Origin of the sequence: Streptomyces sp. W1SF4 (genome assembly GCF_003950035.1) — a bacterium.
GTDB lineage: Bacteria > Actinomycetota > Actinomycetes > Streptomycetales > Streptomycetaceae > Streptomyces > Streptomyces racemochromogenes.
Map to the genome: position 1 here is coordinate 2,618,866 of NZ_CP034350.1, position 16,360 is coordinate 2,635,225.

Below are 16,360 nucleotides of genomic sequence, written 5' to 3' on the forward strand. Positions count from 1 at the left end.
GGTGCTCCCCCGTCACAGCTTCTTGACGTTCTTCACGCCTTTGACGCCCTTTATCCGCACGGCCCGGTTGGCGCGGCCGCGGGCGGTGCGCAGCCGCAGGCCGCCGCGCTGGCTGCCGATCCTGAGGCCGGTGCCGCCGGTGAGCCAGCCCGTGGAGACGTCGGCGCCCTGCGGCGGGCCGTTGTTGGCTTCGACGGCCATGGGGTCGTTCTCGGCGCGGCGGGCCAGGGCCATGATCCACGGCACGGTGAAGGGGGCGAGCAGGAGGTCGTAGAGGACGGCGGTGAACAGCAGCCCGCCGAGGCCGACGTGGCGTTCGGCGGTGTCGCCGACCAGGGCGCCGACCCCGACGTACAGCATGATCGATCCGGCGGCGGCGGCGAGGACGGTCAGCATGGGGCCCCAGGCGGAGCGGAACCGGCCGTTGTCGGGGCGGGCCAGGCCCACCAGGTAGCCGATGATGCACAGGACGAGGGCGTACCGGCCGGCGGCGTGGTCGGCGGGCGGGGCCAGGTCGGCGAGGAGGCCCGCCCCGAAGCCGAGGACGGCGCCGGAGGTGGGTCCGTACACCAGGGACAGGGCGACGACCGTGAGCAGCATCAGGTCGGGGACGGCGCCGGGGAGCTGGAGCCTTCCCAGGACGGTGACCTGGATGACGAGGGCGACCACGACGAGGGTGGCGGAGAGCAGGATCCGGTTGAAGCGCATGGCTCAGCGTTCCTCCTCGTCCGCGGGCCGGCCGGAGACGCTCGGGGTGGGCGTGACCGTGACGGTGACCGTGGGTGTGGGCTTGGGGGGTTCGGGCTTGGGGGGCAGGACGGTGTCGCGGGGGTCCTGGCGGGGCGGGACCACGACCACGCCGACGATGTCGAGGCGGGAGAAGCCGACGAAGGGGCGGACGTGGATGGTGCGGGTGAGGCCGCCGTTGGAGGGGTCGACCCGGACGACCTCGCCGAGCGGGACGCCGGGGACGAAGGGCTTGTTGGCGCGGGAGCCGAAGGTGACCAGGCGGTCGCCGGGGCTGACCTTGGCGCGGCCGTTGAGCATCTGGACGGCCAGGGGGCGGTCGCCCTGGCCGGTGGCGAAGCCGAGTTCGCCGCTGGCCTCCAGGCGGGTGCCGACGGTGAAGTCGGGGTCGCTGGCGAGGAGGACGGTGGAGGTGTCGGGGCCGACGGTGGTGACGCGGCCGACGAGTCCGTCGCCGTTGAGGACGGTCATGTCGCGTTCGATGCCGTCCTTGCTGCCGGCGTCGATGGTGACGGTCCAGGAGAAGCCCTGGGCCGCTCCTATGGCGATGACTTCGGCGCCCTTGATGCCGTACTGGCCGGCGCCGGCCCGCTTGAGCATCTCGTCGAGTTCGCGGATGCGGCTCTTGGCCCGTTCGTCGCTGCCCATCCTGGTCTTCAGGAGGGCGTTCTCCTGCTCCAGGCGGGTGACGCGGTTGTGGCGCTCGTCGGAGTCGCGTACGGCCCCTATGGCGTTGGCGACCGGGTCCACGGCGGTCGCGACGCCCTTCTCGACCGGACCGAAGACCGCTGCGGCGGCCTTGCGGGCACCGTCGACCGGTGACTCCTCGCCCGCTCTGATGTCCACCGTGATCAATGCGAACGCGATGGCGATCAGCAGCACCAGGAGCAGCCGGCTCTCTCGTGTGTCCCTCACGTGCGGCGGCCGTGCCTTCCTCGTAGAAAACCCGTGCGGCGGAGCCGCTCCGGCGGAGCCGGGGCTGCACCGGACTGTGCCTGTATATCAACGATCCGCCGCACGGGCGCGGTAGCACCCGTACGGCGGATCCTTGTGTTCCGCATGCCCCGTTGGAGGGGGTTTGGTCATCGCCGGGGCTGGGCGTCCAGGACCTGCTGGAGGGCTTCGAACTCCTCGACGCACTTGCCGGAGCCGAGGGCCACGGAGTCGAGGGGGTCCTCGGCGATGTGGATCGGCATGCCGGTCTCGCGGCGCAGCCGCTCGTCGAGCCCGCGCAGGAGCGCGCCGCCGCCGGTGAGGACGATGCCGCGGTCCATGATGTCGCCGGAGAGTTCCGGCGGGCACTTGTCGAGGGTGGTCTTGACGGCGTCGACGATGGAGTTGACGGGCTCCTCGATGGCCTTGCGCACCTCCGCGGCAGAGATGACGACGGTCTTCGGGAGACCGGAGACCAGGTCGCGGCCGCGGATCTCGGTGTGTTCGTCCTTGTCGAGGTCGTACGCCGACCCGATGGTGATCTTGATCTGCTCGGCGGTGCGTTCGCCGAGGAGGAGCGAGTACTCCTTCTTGATGTGCTGGATGATCGCGTTGTCCAGCTCGTCGCCGGCCACCCGGATGGACTGCGCCGTGACGATTCCGCCGAGGGAGATGACGGCGACCTCGGTGGTGCCGCCGCCGATGTCCACGACCATGTTGCCGGTGGCCTCGTGGACGGGCAGGCCCGAGCCGATGGCGGCGGCCATGGGCTCTTCGATGATGTGCACCTGGCGGGCGCCGGCCTGCGTGGACGCCTCGATGACGGCGCGCCGCTCCACCCCGGTGATACCGGAGGGCACGCACACGACGACGCGCGGGCGCGCCAGGTAGCGGCGCTTGTGGATCTTGAGGATGAAGTACCGGAGCATGCGCTCGGTGATCTCGAAGTCGGCGATCACGCCGTCCTTGAGGGGCCGTACGGCGACGATGTTGCCGGGCGTGCGCCCGATCATCTTCTTCGCCTCGGAGCCGACCGCCAGGATTCCACCGGTGTTCGTGTTGATGGCGACCACGGACGGCTCGTTGAGAACGATTCCCCGGCCCCTCACGTACACCAGCGTGTTGGCGGTCCCGAGGTCGATCGCCATGTCACGGCCGATGAACGACATGTTGTTCCCCTTGTTCCCCATGAGGAGCGTCTGGCCTTCCAGTTGATAGCGGCTGCTGTCAGGTCGGCGAGGTGGGTGTGTGGGTGGAGGCCCCATCGTAAGGCCGCGAGTACCGGTACCGCGCGACGGGACTCCGGCGATGCCGCCGGACGGGCAACCCGCCCCCATAGTGGTGACGTCGTGTTCTTGCCATGCGTTCCCGGATGCTTCCGGCAATACCGAAGGGCGACCGAAATTACTTCGGTCGCCCCAGGTCATGAGCGCTATTTGGCTGATGTCTCGTCAGGAAAGTGCGCTCGGGAACGCTCCGCTACGCTCAGAGGGCCGGGAAGAAGAGCTTCAGCTCGCGCTCCGCGGACTCCTCGGAATCCGAGGCGTGGATCAGGTTCTCGCGCACGATGGTGCCGAAGTCCCCCCGGATGGAGCCGGGCGCCGCGGCGATCGGGTCGGTGGGGCCGGCCAGCTGGCGCACACCCTCGATCGCGCGTTCCCCTTCCACGACCAGGACGACGACGGGGCCGCTCGCCATGAAGCCCATCAGGGGCTCGTAGAAGGGCTTGCCCTTGTGCTCACCGTAGTGGGCCTCCAGGGTCTCCGCGTCCAGCGTGCGCAGCTCCATCGCGGGGATGGTCCAGCCGGCCTTCCGCTCGATGCGGCCGATGATCTCGCCGACCAGGCCGCGACGGACGGCGTCGGGCTTGAGGATGACGAGCGTGCGCTGGGTCATGTGACAACTCCTTGCGGCAAACGGGTGCGGTGCGACGAATCTACAGGGCCGAAACGGTGAACCGTCACGCAGCGTCAGGAGCTGCGGCTTCCGCCTGACGGGCCGCCCAGCTGGCCTTGATCGCGTCGATCCTGCGGCCGTAGTGCACCGAGCACCACCACAGGCCCGCGAAGACCGCGCCCAGGAAGAACATCGTCGGGACCACGAAGCCGCTCGCGATCAGCCCGATCTGCAGTGCCCAGCCGATCTGCACCGCCCCGGGGCGCGACAGCATCCCGCACAGCAGCACCGACAGCAGCATCGTCACACCGCAGACCGTCCACACCTGGGCCTGGGTCAGGTCCGGGTTCTTCATGGCCACCAGGCCCGCGAAGCCGACGATGAAGAATTCACCGATCAGCGTGCTCGCGCAGAGCGTGCGCATCGATCCCTCAGCCCTTCTTGAACAGCAGGCGGGCCTCGCCCACCGTGATGACGGAACCGGTCACCAGGACGCCGGCCCCTCCGTATTCGGCCTCTTCCTCCGCAAGGGTGACGGCCGCCTCCAGGGCGTCGTCCAGGCGGGGCTCCACCTGCACCCGGTCCGGGCCGAAGACCTCGACCGCGATGGCCGCCAGCTCGTCCGCGCCCATGGCCCGGTGGCTGGTGTTCTCGGTGACCACGACCTCCGCGAAGATCGGCTCGAAGGCCTCGAAGACGCCCTTGACGTCCTTGCCCTCGCTCGCGGCCACGACCCCGATCAGCCGGCTGAAGCCGAAGGCCTCGGTGACCGCCTCCGCGGTGACCCGCGCGCCCGCCGGGTTGTGCGCGGCGTCCAGGATCACCGTCGGGCTGCGGCGCACGACCTCCATGCGGCCCGGCGAGGTCACCGAGGCGAAGGCCTGCCGCACCGTGTCCGCGTCCAGCTCCCGCGCGTGCTCCCCGCCGACGCCGAAGAAGGCCTCGACGGCGGCCAGCGCGACCGCCGCGTTGTGCGCCATGTGGGCGCCGTACAGCGGCAGGAAGATGTTCTCGTACTCGCCGCCCATCCCGCGCAGGGTCAGCATCTGGCCGCCGACCGCCACCTCGCGGGAGACGACACCGAACTCCATCCCCTCGCGGGCGACGGTCGCGTCGACCTCGACGGCCTTCTTCAGCAGCACCTGCGCCGCGTCCACCGGCTGCTGGGCCAGGATCACGGTGGCGTCCTGCTTGATGACGCCCCCCTTCTCCTGGGCGATCTCACCGGGCGTGGAGCCGAGCCGGTCCGTGTGGTCCAGGCTGATCGGGGTGATCACCGCGACCGTCCCGTCGATCACGTTGGTGGCGTCCCAGGTGCCGCCCATGCCGACCTCGACGACGGCGACGTCGACCGGCGCGTCCGCGAAGGCCGCGTACGCCATGCCGGTGAGCACCTCGAAGAAGGACAGCCGGTACTCCTCGGCCGCGTCGACCATCTCCACGTACGGCTTCACGTCGTGGTAGGTCTCGATGAACCGCTCGGCGCTGATCGGCGCGCCGTCCAGGCTGATCCGCTCGGTCACCGACTGCACGTGCGGGCTGGTGTAACGGCCGGTGCGCAGGTCGAAGGCGTTCAGCAGGGCCTCGATCATGCGGGCCGTGCTGGTCTTGCCGTTGGTGCCGGTGACGTGGATGGACGGGTACGCGTGCTGCGGCTCGCCCAGGACGTCCATCAGCGCGGCGATCCGGCTGACGGACGGCTCCAGCTTGGTCTCGCCCCAGCGGGTGGCGAGCTCCTGCTCCACCTCCAGCAGCGCCTTCGCCACCTCCGGGTCCTCGGGGCGGGCCGGCACGGGGTCGCCCGCGGGCGGCCCGGCCTGGGCGCGCAGGGTACGGCTGCCGGCCTCGATCACCGCCAGGTCGGGGTCGCGGTCGGACTCTTCCGCCACGATCTGGTCGAACTCGTCGAAGGGACGGTCGCGGTCACGGTCGTGGCTCTCGGGCTGCTGCTCACTCACGGGTCCAGTCTACGGACGGGGTCCCGCGGGACTTTCGACCCGGCCGTTTCAGGACCATCGGCCGCGAAAGCGACCTGATCGTTATGCAAGCCTTGCGGACAGGAGATAGGGGAACGAATGCCGCAGGCCAGCACCACCACGTCCGCTTCCAGCCGCGACATAGGGATAGACCTGGGGACCGCGAACACCCTCGTCTACGCCCGCGGGCACGGGATCGTCCTCAATGAGCCGTCCGTGGTGGCGGTCAAGGCCGGCACCACCACCGCCCTGGCCGTCGGGGCCGAGGCCAAGGAGACCATCGGCCGCACGCCGGGTTCCATCACCGCCATCCGCCCCCTCAAGGACGGGGTGATCTGCGACTACGAGGCCGCCGAGGAGATGATCCGGCACTTCGTGCGCAAGGCGGTGCCCGGCCGCCGCCCCCGCACCCGGATGGTGATCTGCGTCCCGTCCGGGGTGACCCCCGTCGAGCGGCGGGCCATCGTCCACGCCTCCACCCGGGCCGGGGCCAGGACCGTCCACCTCATCGAGGAGCCCATGGCCGCCGCGATCGGCGCGGGCCTGCCGGTGGCCGAGCCGCGCGGCTCCATGGTCGTGGACATCGGCGGCGGCACCTCCGAGGTCGCCGTGATCTCCCTCGGCGGGATCGTCACCTCGCGGTCCCTGCGGGTCGGCGGGGACCGGATGGACGCCGCGGTCATGGACTACGTGCGCAAGGAGCACGCGCTGCTCATCGGCGAGCGCACCGCCGAGGACGTGAAGGTCGCCATCGGCTCCGCCTGGCCCGTCCCGGACCGGCCCGAGCTGGAGACCCGGACCTTCACCGTGCGCGGCCGCGAGAAGGTCGGCGGCATGCCCAAGACCCTGGAGCTGACCGCGCCCGACGTCCGGGCCGCCCTCGACGAGCCCGTCGAGGCGGTCATCGCCGCGGTCCGCGCCACGCTGGAGGACTGCCCGCCGGAGCTGTCCGGCGACGTCATGGAGCACGGCATCGTCCTCACCGGCGGCGGCGCCCTGCTGCCCGGCCTGGACCTGCGCATCGCCTCCGCCACCGGCATCCCGGTCTTCGTCGCGGACGCCCCGCTGGACTGCGTGGCCCTCGGCTCCGGCCGCTGCGTCGAGGACCTCGACACCCTCAGCGGCCTGCTCTCCCCCGCGAAGGCCTGACCACGCCCCTCGTCCGGGACGGGCCCGGTCAGCCGCGCGGCAGCACCGCCACGACCTCGTACGAGTCGGGCGTCCGCGTCGCCGTCAGCGTGCCGCCCAGGCTGCGGACCCGCTCGGCCATGCTCGCCGTGCCCGAGCCCGCCGAGACCGGGGCCCGGCCCGGGACGCCGGCCGGCAGGCCGTTGCTGACCGCGATCCGCACGTGCGGGCCGTCCGCCCGCACCGACACCTCGATGGTCTCGCCGCGCGCGTGCTTGGCCGCGTTGGTCAGGCACTCCTGCACCACCCGGTACACCGCCGCCTGCCGCAGCGGCGACAGCCCGTGCGCCTGCGGGTCCATCGCCAGCCGGACCGGCGAGCCGGCCCGCCCGCTCTCCTCCGCCAGCGCCGCGAGCCCCTCCACGCCGGGCGTGGCGGCGCGCTCCCCGCGCTGCACGATGATCTCGTTCAGCACCAGGTGCGCCCGCCGGGCCGTGTCCGACAGCTCCTCGAAGTCCTTCGCGTACGGGGTCTCGCGCGCCCGCATCGACAGCACCTCCGAGCGCACCGTCAGCAGGGTCAGCTCCCGGCCGACGAAGTCGTGGACGTCCCGGGCGACGGAGGTCCGCTCCTCCTGCACCGCGTTGAGCACCGCCGACTCGGCCCGCCTGGCCTCCAGCTCGCGCACCAGGTCGTGCCGGTAGGCGGCGATCCCGACGGCCGAGGCGAGCACCCCGATGGGCACCACAAGGCCGAGGAAGGCGCTGAGCGTCGCGGCCTTCGGCTCGGGCCAGCCCGGCACGCAGAACACCGCCACCGCGAAGACCAGGTACCCGACGGTGGCCGACACCGCGGCGCGCCGCCCCCGGTAGCGGCCGACGGAGTACAGGGCGAACTGGATCAGGGTCAGCTCGTGCAGCCAGCCGATGAACACCAGGGCCGTGAGGTACGCCGCCCACGGCATCCGGCGGCGCAGCAGCAGCGTCGAGCAGCCGACGGTGAGCACGACGGCGGCCCCGGCGCCGTTGAGGGAGTTGTCGGCGGCGGCCAGGCCCGGCAGGTCGAGCGCCATCAGGGCCAGGCAGCTCAGCGCCGCGAGGACGTCCTGCGCCCGCGGGGAGGCGCCCGGGCCCTCGGCCGGCCGGCGGCCGGGGGCCACGAGCCGGAGGAACGCCGACGCGGCGGGCTTGACGTGCATCTCCCCATCATCCGTGGTCCGCGCCCGGGATCGGATCGGCGGGTGGGGCATATCAAGTGATATGCGGCACTCCGCTTCGGCGCCGGCCTCCTCCGAGCACGCGCGAGGGCCCCCGCACCGTCCGGGAACGGTGCGGGGGCCCTCGTACGACGGTCCGGCTACGCGGCTACGCGGCGGGCAGGCCGGCCAGCTGAGCCTGGATCCGGGCGATGTCCGCCTCGGCCTTGGCCAGACGGCCCTTGATCTTGTCCACGACGTTGTCGGGCGCCTTGGCGATGAACGCCTCGTTCGCCAGCTTCGCCTCGGCCTGCTGCTTCTCCTTCTCGGCGGCGCCCAGGTCCTTCGTCAGGCGCTTGCGCTCCGCCTCGACGTCGATGGTGCCCGACAGGTCGAGGGCCACCGTGGCACCGGCGACCGGGAGGGTCGCCGAGGCGCTGAAGGCGTCGCCCTCCGGCTGGAGGCGCAGCACCTGGCGGATGGCCGCCTCGTGCGCGGCGAGCACCGTACCGGACAGGTCGAGGCGGGCCGGGACCTTCTGCTTGTCGTCGAGGCCCTGCTCCTTGCGGAAGCGGCGGACCTCGCGGACCAGGTTCTGGACGCTCTCGATCTCGGCCTCGGCGGCCTCGTCGCGGAAGCCACTGTCCTTCGGCCAGTCGGCGATGACGAGGGACTCGCCGCCGGTCAGCGTGGTCCACAGGGTCTCGGTGACGAACGGGACCACCGGGTGCAGCAGACGCAGCATGACGTCGATGACCTCGCCGAGGACCCGGCTGGAGACCGTCGCCTGCTCGCCGCCCGCGAAGAAGGTCGTCTTCGACAGCTCGACGTACCAGTCGAAGACCTCGTCCCACGCGAAGTGGTAGAGCGCCTCGCTGAGCTTGGAGAACTGGAAGTCCTCGTAGTAGCCGTCGACCTGCGCGACCGTCTTGTTCAGGCGGGAGAGGATCCAGCGGTCGGTGGCCGACAGCTGCTCGGCCGGCGGCAGCTCGCCCTCGATCGTGGCGCCGTTCATCAGCGCGAAGCGCGTGGCGTTCCAGATCTTGTTGGCGAACTTGCTGGACGCCTGGACCCAGTCCTCGCCGATCGGCACGTCGGTGCCGGGGTTGGCGCCCTTGGCCAGGGTGAAGCGGACGGCGTCGGAGCCGTACTTGTCCATCCAGTCGAGCGGGTCGACGACGTTGCCGAAGGACTTCGACATCTTCTTGCCGCGCTCGTCGCGGACCAGACCGGTCAGCGCGATCGTCTTGAAGGGGACCTCGCCGTCCATGGCGTACAGGCCGAACATCATCATCCGGGCGACCCAGAAGAAGATGATGTCGTGGCCGGTGACCAGGACGTCGGTGGAGTAGAACTTCGCCAGGTCCGGGGTCTTCTCCGGCCAGCCCAGCGTGGAGAACGGCCACAGGCCGGAGGAGAACCAGGTGTCCAGGACGTCGGTGTCCTGGGTCCAGCCCTCGCCCGAGGGCGCCTCCTCGTCGGGGCCGACGCAGACGACCTCGCCGTCCGGGCCGTACCAGACCGGGATGCGGTGGCCCCACCACAGCTGGCGCGAGATGCACCAGTCGTTGAGGTTGTCGACCCAGTCGAAGTAGCGCTTCTCCATCTCGACGGGGTGGATCGCGACCCGGCCGTCGCGGACCGCGTCACCGGCGGCCTTGGCCAGCGTCTCGACCTTGACCCACCACTGGAGGGACAGGCGGGGCTCGACGGTGGTGCTGCAGCGCGAGCAGTGCCCGACGGAGTGCAGGTAGGGGCGCTTCTCGGCGACGATCCGGCCCTGCTCGCGCAGCGCGCCGACGACCGCGGAACGGGCCTCGAAGCGGTCCAGGCCGAGGAAGGGCCCGTGGACGGTGATGACGCCGTGCTCGTCCATGATCGTCATGTTGGGCAGGTTGTGGCGCTGCCCGATGGCGAAGTCGTTCGGGTCGTGCGCCGGCGTCACCTTGACGCAGCCGGTGCCGAACTCCGGGTCGACGTGCGCGTCCGCGACGACCGGGATCGAACGGTCGGTGAGCGGCAGCTTGACGAGCCGGCCGACGAGGTGCTTGTAGCGCTCGTCGTCGGGGTGGACGGCGATGGCCGTGTCACCGAGCATCGTCTCGGCGCGGGTGGTGGCGACGACGAGGCTGTCCTCGCCCTCGCCGTACCGGATGGAGACGAGCTCGCCGGCGTCCTCCTGGTACTCCACCTCGATGTCGGAGATGGCCGTCAGACAGCGGGGGCACCAGTTGATGATGCGCTCGGCGCGGTAGATCAGCTCGTCGTCGTAGAGCTTCTTGAAGATGGTCTGGACGGCCTTGGACAGGCCCTCGTCCATGGTGAAGCGCTCGCGCGACCAGTCGACGCCGTCGCCGAGGCGGCGCATCTGGCCGAGGATCTTGCCGCCGTACTCTTCCTTCCACTGCCAGACGCGCTCGACGAACTCCTCGCGGCCCAGGTCGTGGCGGGACTTGCCCTCCTCGGCGAGCTGCTGCTCGACCTTGTTCTGGGTGGCGATGCCGGCGTGGTCCATGCCGGGCAGCCACAGCGACTCGAAGCCCTGCATGCGCTTGCGGCGGGTCAGGGCGTCCATGAGGGTGTGCTGGAAGGCGTGGCCCAGGTGGAGCGAGCCGGTGACGTTCGGCGGCGGGATGACGATGGTGTACGCGGGCTTCTCACTCGCGGCGTCGGCCGTGAAGTAGCCACGCTCTACCCAGCGCTCGTAGAGCTTCCCCTCTACCTCGGCCGGCGCGTACTGGGTCGGCAGTTCGGAGTTGGGGGCACTGGGTGTCTGCGTGTTCTCGGTCACGGGCACAGTTTAGAGGCGTAACGGTCCGGTATTGAAACCGGTAATCCGGGGGCCCGGCGCCCCTGCCGCCCCGGCCTTCCGCCAGGATGTGTGAAACGGATAAGCACACCTCACAGGGGGACGCGGGATGAGTTACAACCAGCCGGGGCCATACGGCCAGCAGCCGCAGCAGCCGGGTCCCTACGGACAGCAGCCGAACCCGTACGGCCAGCAGCCCCAGCAGCCGGGCTACGGCTACCCCCAGCAGCCCCCCGCCCCGTCCTACCCCCAGCAGGCCCCGCCGCCGCCCCCGGCCTACCCCCAGCAGGGCGGCTACCAGACGCCTCCCCCGCCCCCGCCGGCCCCGCAGCCCGCGTACGGCTACCAGACCCCGCAGCAGCCGCAGCCCGCGTACGTCCCCCCGGCACCGGCCCCGCCGAAGAAGTCGAAGGCCGGCCCGGTCATCGCGGCGGTCGTGGCCGTCGCCGTCATCGCGGGCGGCGCCTGGTGGTTCCTGGGCTCCGGCGGCTCGGTCTCCGACGCGACGAAGGGCTACAAGCTGGTCGCACCTGAGTCGGTGGGCGAGTTCCAGAAGAACCCGAAGTACACCGAGAAGCCCATGACGGACAAGGACAAGCAGGAAGCGCAGGCCGCGGGCATCAAGAACCCCACCCAGGTGGGAATGAGCTACCTTTCCGGCGACCCGAAGAACCCGCTGACGCAGAAGGGGCTCACCTTCAGCGGCCTCTACGGCGAGATCGCCGACCCGGAGAAGGCGGTGGACGGATACTTCGCGCTCTTCAAGGCGAAGACGACCGAGAGCAACGACAAGTCGACGGCCGAACTCATCGGCAGCCCCAAGGAGATCACCCCGGACGGCTTCGAGGGCGCCATACTCAAGTGCCAGGACCTCAAGCTCACTTCGAAGGACCCGGCGACGGCCAAGGGGCCCAAGGAATTCACGCTCCCCGTCTGCATCTGGGGTGACTACAGCACCCTGAGCGTCGTGAGCGCCAGCGACGCCGTCTCCATCCTCGCCGGCAAGCCGGGCTACACCCTGGAGCAGGACGCGGAGCTCGCCGCGAAGCTCTACAAGACCGCCCGCGTCAAGAAGTAACCGCACGGCACGTACGCGGAAGGGGCGCTCCCGGTGGGGAGCGCCCCTTCTCGTATGTGCCGTGCGGTTACGCCGACTTCTCGTGCGGGCCCTGGTCCTTCGGGACGATGCGGGGGACCAGCGTCGGGTTGACGTTGGAGCGGACCACGTCGGCCGTGATGACCACGCGGGCCACGTCCTTGCGGGACGGGACCTCGTACATCACCGACATCAGGACCTCTTCCATGATGGCGCGCAGGCCGCGCGCGCCCGTCTGGCGGAGGATCGCCTGGTCCGCGATGGCCTCGAGGGCCTCGCGCTCGAAGTCCAGCTCGACGCCGTCGAGTTCGAACAGGCGCTGGTACTGCTTCACCAGGGCGTTGCGCGGCTCGACCAGGATCTGCAGGAGCGCCTCCCGGTCCAGGTTGTGGACCGAGGTGATGACGGGCAGGCGGCCGATGAACTCCGGGATCATCCCGAACTTCACCAGGTCCTCCGGCATGACCTCCTGGAACTGGTCGCTCGCCTCGATCTCCCGCTTCGAGCGGATCGTCGCCCCGAAGCCGATGCCCTTGGCGCCCGCACGCGACTCGATGATCTTCTCCAGGCCGGCGAAGGCGCCGCCCACGATGAAGAGCACGTTCGTCGTGTCGATCTGGATGAACTCCTGGTGCGGGTGCTTGCGGCCGCCCTGCGGGGGGACGGAGGCCGTCGTGCCCTCCAGGATCTTCAGGAGGGCCTGCTGGACGCCTTCGCCGGAAACGTCGCGCGTGATCGACGGGTTCTCGCTCTTGCGGGCGACCTTGTCGATCTCGTCGATGTAGATGATCCCGGTCTCGGCCTTCTTGACGTCGTAGTCGGCCGCCTGGATCAGCTTGAGCAGGATGTTCTCGACGTCCTCGCCGACGTACCCCGCCTCCGTCAGCGCCGTCGCGTCGGCGATGGCGAACGGGACGTTGAGCATGCGGGCCAGGGTCTGGGCCAGCAGGGTCTTGCCCGAGCCCGTGGGGCCCAGCAGGAGGATGTTGGACTTCGCGAGCTCGATCGCGTCGTCACGGCCCTGCGCGCCGCCGTTCTCGCCGGCCTGCACGCGCTTGTAGTGGTTGTAGACCGCTACCGAGAGCGCCTTCTTCGCCGGCTCCTGGCCGACGACGTAGCTCTCCAGGAACTCGTAGATCTCACGGGGCTTGGGGAGTTCCTCCCACCGGACCTCGGAGGTCTCCGCGAGTTCCTCTTCGATGATCTCGTTGCAGAGGTCGATGCACTCGTCGCAGATGTACACACCGGGTCCTGCGATGAGCTTCTTCACCTGCTTCTGGCTCTTTCCGCAGAACGAGCACTTGAGCAGGTCGCCGCCGTCACCGATGCGTGCCACGAGGTGCTTCCCCTTCGCCTGGGAGACGCTTTGGTTCAGCGCTCCTGGTGCCTCATATCCGACGGTACCTTGCCGGGGGCCCCGTTCGGGGCCCCCTTGACGCGGTTCACATCGCGGGATTCCGCGGTGCGGCCGCGCCGAGTGGCGGCAAGGATCAGACCGCGTTCATCTTCCGGGTCGAGACGATCTGGTCGATCAGCCCGTACGCCAGCGCGTCCTCGGCCGTGAGGATCTTGTCGCGCTCGATGTCGTCGCGGATCTTCTCGATCGGCGTCGACGAGTGCTTGGCCAGCATGGTCTCCAGCTGGTCGCGCATGCGCAGGATCTCGTTGGCCGCGATCTCCAGGTCGGAGAGCTGCTCGCGGCCGGTGCCGCCGGACGGCTGGTGGATCAGCACGCGGGCGTTCGGGAGGGCCATGCGCTTGCCGGGGGTGCCGGCGGCGAGCAGGACCGCGGCGGCGGAGGCCGCCTGGCCCATGCAGACCGTCTGGATGTCCGGCTTCACGAACTGCATCGTGTCGTAGATGGCCGTGAGGGCGGTGAAGGAGCCGCCCGGGCTGTTGATGTAGATCGAGATGTCGCGGTCCGGGTCCATCGACTCCAGGCACAGCAGCTGCGCCATGACGTCGTTGGCCGAGGCGTCGTCGATCTGCACGCCGAGGAAGATCACGCGCTCCTCGAAGAGCTTCGCGTACGGGTCGTACTCGCGCACGCCCTGCGAGGTGCGCTCGACGAAGCGCGGGATGACGTACCGGTTGTCGACCTGAGGGCCGGAGTAGAGGCCGCTCGCGGAGAAGTTGTTCTGCATCTGGGTGTTCACCGTCCTGGTGGCGTTCTGCGGGCTGTGGGTGCCTGGCACGGGCGGGCGGGGCGCAGGGTCCTCGTACGGGACCCCGTGCGCCGGGCCGGGGTCAGGCCCCGGTGCCGCCGCCGCCCGGGACCAGGGACGCGGCGGAGATGATCTCGTCGATGAGGCCGTAGTCCTTGGCCTCCTCCGCCGTGAACCAGCGGTCGCGGTCGCCGTCGCGGATGATCGCCTCCACGGTCTGGCCCGAGTGGTGCGCGGTGATCTCGGCCATGCGCTGCTTGGTGCGCAGCAGGTACTGGGCCTGGATCTTGATGTCCGAGGCGGTGCCGCCGATGCCGGCGGAGCCCTGGTGCATCAGGATGTCGGTGTTGGGGAGCGCGAAGCGCTTGCCCGGCGTACCGCCGGTGAGCAGGAACTGGCCCATGGAGGCGGCCATGCCCATGCCGATGGTGACGACGTCGTTCGGGATGTACTGCATGGTGTCGTAGACCGCCATGCCCGCCGTCACGGAGCCACCGGGGCTGTTGATGTACAGGTAGATGTCCTTCTCCGGCTCCGCGGCCAGGAGGAGGAGCTGCGCCGTGATCTTGTTCGCGATGTCGTCGTCAACCTGCTGGCCGAGGAAGATGATGCGTTCGCCGAGCAGCCGGTTGTAGACATGGTCGCCGAGGCCGCCACCGATGGACGGCTCACCCGCGGCGTAAGGCTTCAGATTCGTCACGTATCCACCTGCTCGTCTCCGACGGCCACATGCCGTCTCAGCGTCTCGTTCTGGGGCGCGGACCTACCGGGGGTCGATGCCCGCCGGCTTCGGGTACTCCCGTGCCCTCGTATTCATGGACCCTAACGCGCAGGTAGGACAACGCCATCCCGCTTCCCGAACTGTTCGCTCGGAGCGCAAGGTCCCGAGCGCCCCGCGAGGGCACGCGCAAGGGCCCGGACGCGGCTGCGTCCGGGCCCTTCGGGGCACTGCTCAGGGGGCTCCGCAAAGGCGCCTCCCGGAGGTGTTACTTGGCCTCGGCGTCACCCTCGACGGCCTCGGCGGCCGTCTCGGTCTCGTCCTCGTCGTCGGAGAGGTCGACGACCTCACCGTTGGTGTCGACGACCTTGGCGGCCTCGACGACGACCGCGAGGGCCTTGCCGCGGGCGACCTCGCCGACCAGCATCGGGACCTGGCCACCCTCGACGACGGCCTGGGCGAACTGGTCGGGGGACATGCCGGAGGACTGCGCGCGGCGCATGAGGTGCTCGGTGAGCTCCTCCTGGTTGACGCCCAGCTTCTCCTTGTTGACCAGCGCGTCGAGGACGAACTGGGTCTTGATGCCCTTGACGGCCTGCTCGGAGGTCTCGGCGTCGAACTCCTCGACCGTCTTGCCCTGGATCTCGAGGAACTTCTCGAGGTTCAGGCCCATCTGGCCGAGCTGGTGGTGCTCCAGGTTGTGCTTGCGGGTCTGGACCTCGTCCGCGAGGAGCTTCTCGGGGATCGGGACCTCGACGAGCTCCAGCAGCTTCTCCAGGACGCGCTCCTGGGCCTGCGTGGCCTGGTCGTACTGCTTCATGTTCTCGAGGCGCTTGCGGCTGTCGGCCTTCAGCTCGTCGAGCGTGTCGAACTCGCTCGCCATCTGGGCGAACTCGTCGTCCAGCTCCGGCAGCTCGCGGGCGGAGACCTTGGTGACCTTGACGGTGACCTCGGCGTCCTGGCCCTCGGCGGAGCCGCCCTTCAGCTGCGAGGTGAAGGTGGCCTCGCCGCCGGCCTCGAGGCCCGTGACGGCCTCGTCGATGCCGTCGAGGAGCTCGCCGGAACCGATGGTGTAGGAGACGTCGGTGGCGACGCCGTCCGCGAGGACCTCGCCGTCGACCTTGGCCTCCAGGTCGATGGTGACGACGTCACCCTCGGCGGCGGCGCGCTCGACGTCCTTGGTGGACGCGAAGCGGCCGCGCAGCTGCTCGACCGACTTCTCGACGTCCTCGTCCGAGACCTCGACCGCGTCGACCTCGACCTCGATGCCGGAGTAGTCCGGGATCTCGATCTCGGGGCGGACGTCCACCTCGGCGGTGAAGGTCAGCAGCTCGCCGTCCTTCAGCTCGGTGATGTCGACCTCGGGCTGGCCCAGCGGGTTCAGGTCCGCCTCGTTGACGGCCTCGGTGTAGAACTTCGGGAGGGCGTCGTTGACGGCCTCCTCCAGCACCGCACCGCGGCCGAAGCGCTGGTCGATGACGCGCGCAGGGATCTTGCCCTTGCGGAAGCCCTTCACCGTGACCTGCTGGTTGATCTTCTTGTACGCCGCGTCGAGGCTGTCCTTGAGCTCCTCGAAGGGCACCTCGACAGTGAGCCGAACCCGAGTCGGGTTCAGGGTCTCCACGGCGCTCTTCACGGTTCGGTCTCCTTGTGGCTGACTGCTGGGGGTTCTGCCGGAACGCTGCGATTCAGCGGCC

Annotated in this window: 14 protein-coding genes; 2 read left to right on the plus strand and 12 right to left on the minus strand. The window is 70.0% G+C overall.

Annotated elements, in window-relative coordinates; all coding sequences use genetic code 11:
- Positions 1-12 precede the first annotated feature (12 nt).
- The 6 genes from mreD to D1J60_RS12225 form a co-directional block, all read right to left on the minus strand.
- Positions 13-708, minus strand: a complete 696-nt coding sequence (mreD, locus tag D1J60_RS12200; protein ID WP_125596849.1) for a rod shape-determining protein MreD — start codon at positions 706-708, stop codon at positions 13-15.
- A gap of 3 nt (positions 709-711) precedes the next feature.
- Positions 712-1,662 carry a rod shape-determining protein MreC gene (mreC, locus tag D1J60_RS12205; RefSeq protein ID WP_125821113.1) on the minus strand — a complete coding sequence of 317 codons (951 nt, stop codon included), beginning with the start codon at positions 1,660-1,662 and terminating at the stop codon, positions 712-714.
- A 167-nt stretch (positions 1,663-1,829) separates the two neighbouring features.
- Positions 1,830-2,849, minus strand: coding sequence for a rod shape-determining protein (locus D1J60_RS12210; RefSeq protein ID WP_030008578.1), 1,020 nt, complete (start codon positions 2,847-2,849; stop codon positions 1,830-1,832).
- A 316-nt stretch (positions 2,850-3,165) separates the two neighbouring features.
- Complete coding sequence (gene ndk / locus D1J60_RS12215) at positions 3,166-3,576, minus strand: nucleoside-diphosphate kinase (protein ID WP_125821114.1); 411 nt, start codon at positions 3,574-3,576, stop codon at positions 3,166-3,168.
- Positions 3,577-3,640: 64 nt separating this feature from the next.
- On the minus strand, positions 3,641-4,000 hold the full coding sequence (locus D1J60_RS12220; RefSeq protein ID WP_125596843.1) for a DUF4233 domain-containing protein: 360 nt from the start codon (positions 3,998-4,000) through the stop codon (positions 3,641-3,643).
- Between the two features lie 7 nt (positions 4,001-4,007).
- Entirely contained in the window at positions 4,008-5,534 is a 1,527-nt protein-coding gene (locus tag D1J60_RS12225) for a folylpolyglutamate synthase/dihydrofolate synthase family protein (protein WP_125596840.1), read from the minus strand.
- Positions 5,535-5,651: 117 nt separating this feature from the next.
- Here D1J60_RS12225 and D1J60_RS12230 point away from each other — a divergent pair, with 117 nt between their 5' ends.
- Positions 5,652-6,701: a rod shape-determining protein gene (locus D1J60_RS12230; RefSeq protein ID WP_125821115.1), complete on the plus strand. Its 1,050-nt coding sequence runs from the start codon at positions 5,652-5,654 to the stop codon at positions 6,699-6,701.
- Positions 6,702-6,729: 28 nt separating this feature from the next.
- Here D1J60_RS12230 and D1J60_RS12235 read toward each other — a convergent pair whose 3' ends face one another.
- Both D1J60_RS12235 and D1J60_RS12240 read right to left on the minus strand, forming a co-directional pair.
- Positions 6,730-7,878 (minus strand): histidine kinase, encoded by a 1,149-nt coding sequence (locus D1J60_RS12235; RefSeq protein WP_125821116.1) that lies wholly within the window; start codon positions 7,876-7,878, stop codon positions 6,730-6,732.
- A gap of 166 nt (positions 7,879-8,044) precedes the next feature.
- Positions 8,045-10,666: a valine--tRNA ligase gene (locus tag D1J60_RS12240; protein WP_125821117.1), complete on the minus strand. Its 2,622-nt coding sequence runs from the start codon at positions 10,664-10,666 to the stop codon at positions 8,045-8,047.
- A 127-nt stretch (positions 10,667-10,793) separates the two neighbouring features.
- Here D1J60_RS12240 and D1J60_RS12245 point away from each other — a divergent pair, with 127 nt between their 5' ends.
- A complete protein-coding gene (locus D1J60_RS12245; RefSeq protein WP_125821118.1) occupies positions 10,794-11,762 on the plus strand; it encodes a hypothetical protein in 969 nt (322 codons plus the stop codon).
- 67 nt (positions 11,763-11,829) lie between these two features.
- On the opposite strand, the gene clpX is transcribed toward D1J60_RS12245, so the two are convergent.
- The 4 genes from clpX to tig all read right to left on the minus strand — a co-directional run bounded on the left by clpX (position 11,830) and on the right by tig (position 16,299).
- Positions 11,830-13,116, minus strand: coding sequence for an ATP-dependent Clp protease ATP-binding subunit ClpX (gene clpX / locus D1J60_RS12250; RefSeq protein WP_007264060.1), 1,287 nt, complete (start codon positions 13,114-13,116; stop codon positions 11,830-11,832).
- A 154-nt stretch (positions 13,117-13,270) separates the two neighbouring features.
- Positions 13,271-13,924 carry an ATP-dependent Clp protease proteolytic subunit gene (locus tag D1J60_RS12255; RefSeq protein ID WP_042803356.1) on the minus strand — a complete coding sequence of 218 codons (654 nt, stop codon included), beginning with the start codon at positions 13,922-13,924 and terminating at the stop codon, positions 13,271-13,273.
- Between the two features lie 103 nt (positions 13,925-14,027).
- Complete coding sequence (locus D1J60_RS12260; RefSeq protein WP_007264062.1) at positions 14,028-14,645, minus strand: ATP-dependent Clp protease proteolytic subunit; 618 nt, start codon at positions 14,643-14,645, stop codon at positions 14,028-14,030.
- A gap of 286 nt (positions 14,646-14,931) precedes the next feature.
- On the minus strand, positions 14,932-16,299 hold the full coding sequence (tig, locus tag D1J60_RS12265) for a trigger factor (RefSeq protein WP_125821119.1): 1,368 nt from the start codon (positions 16,297-16,299) through the stop codon (positions 14,932-14,934).
- Positions 16,300-16,360: the final 61 nt, after the last annotated feature.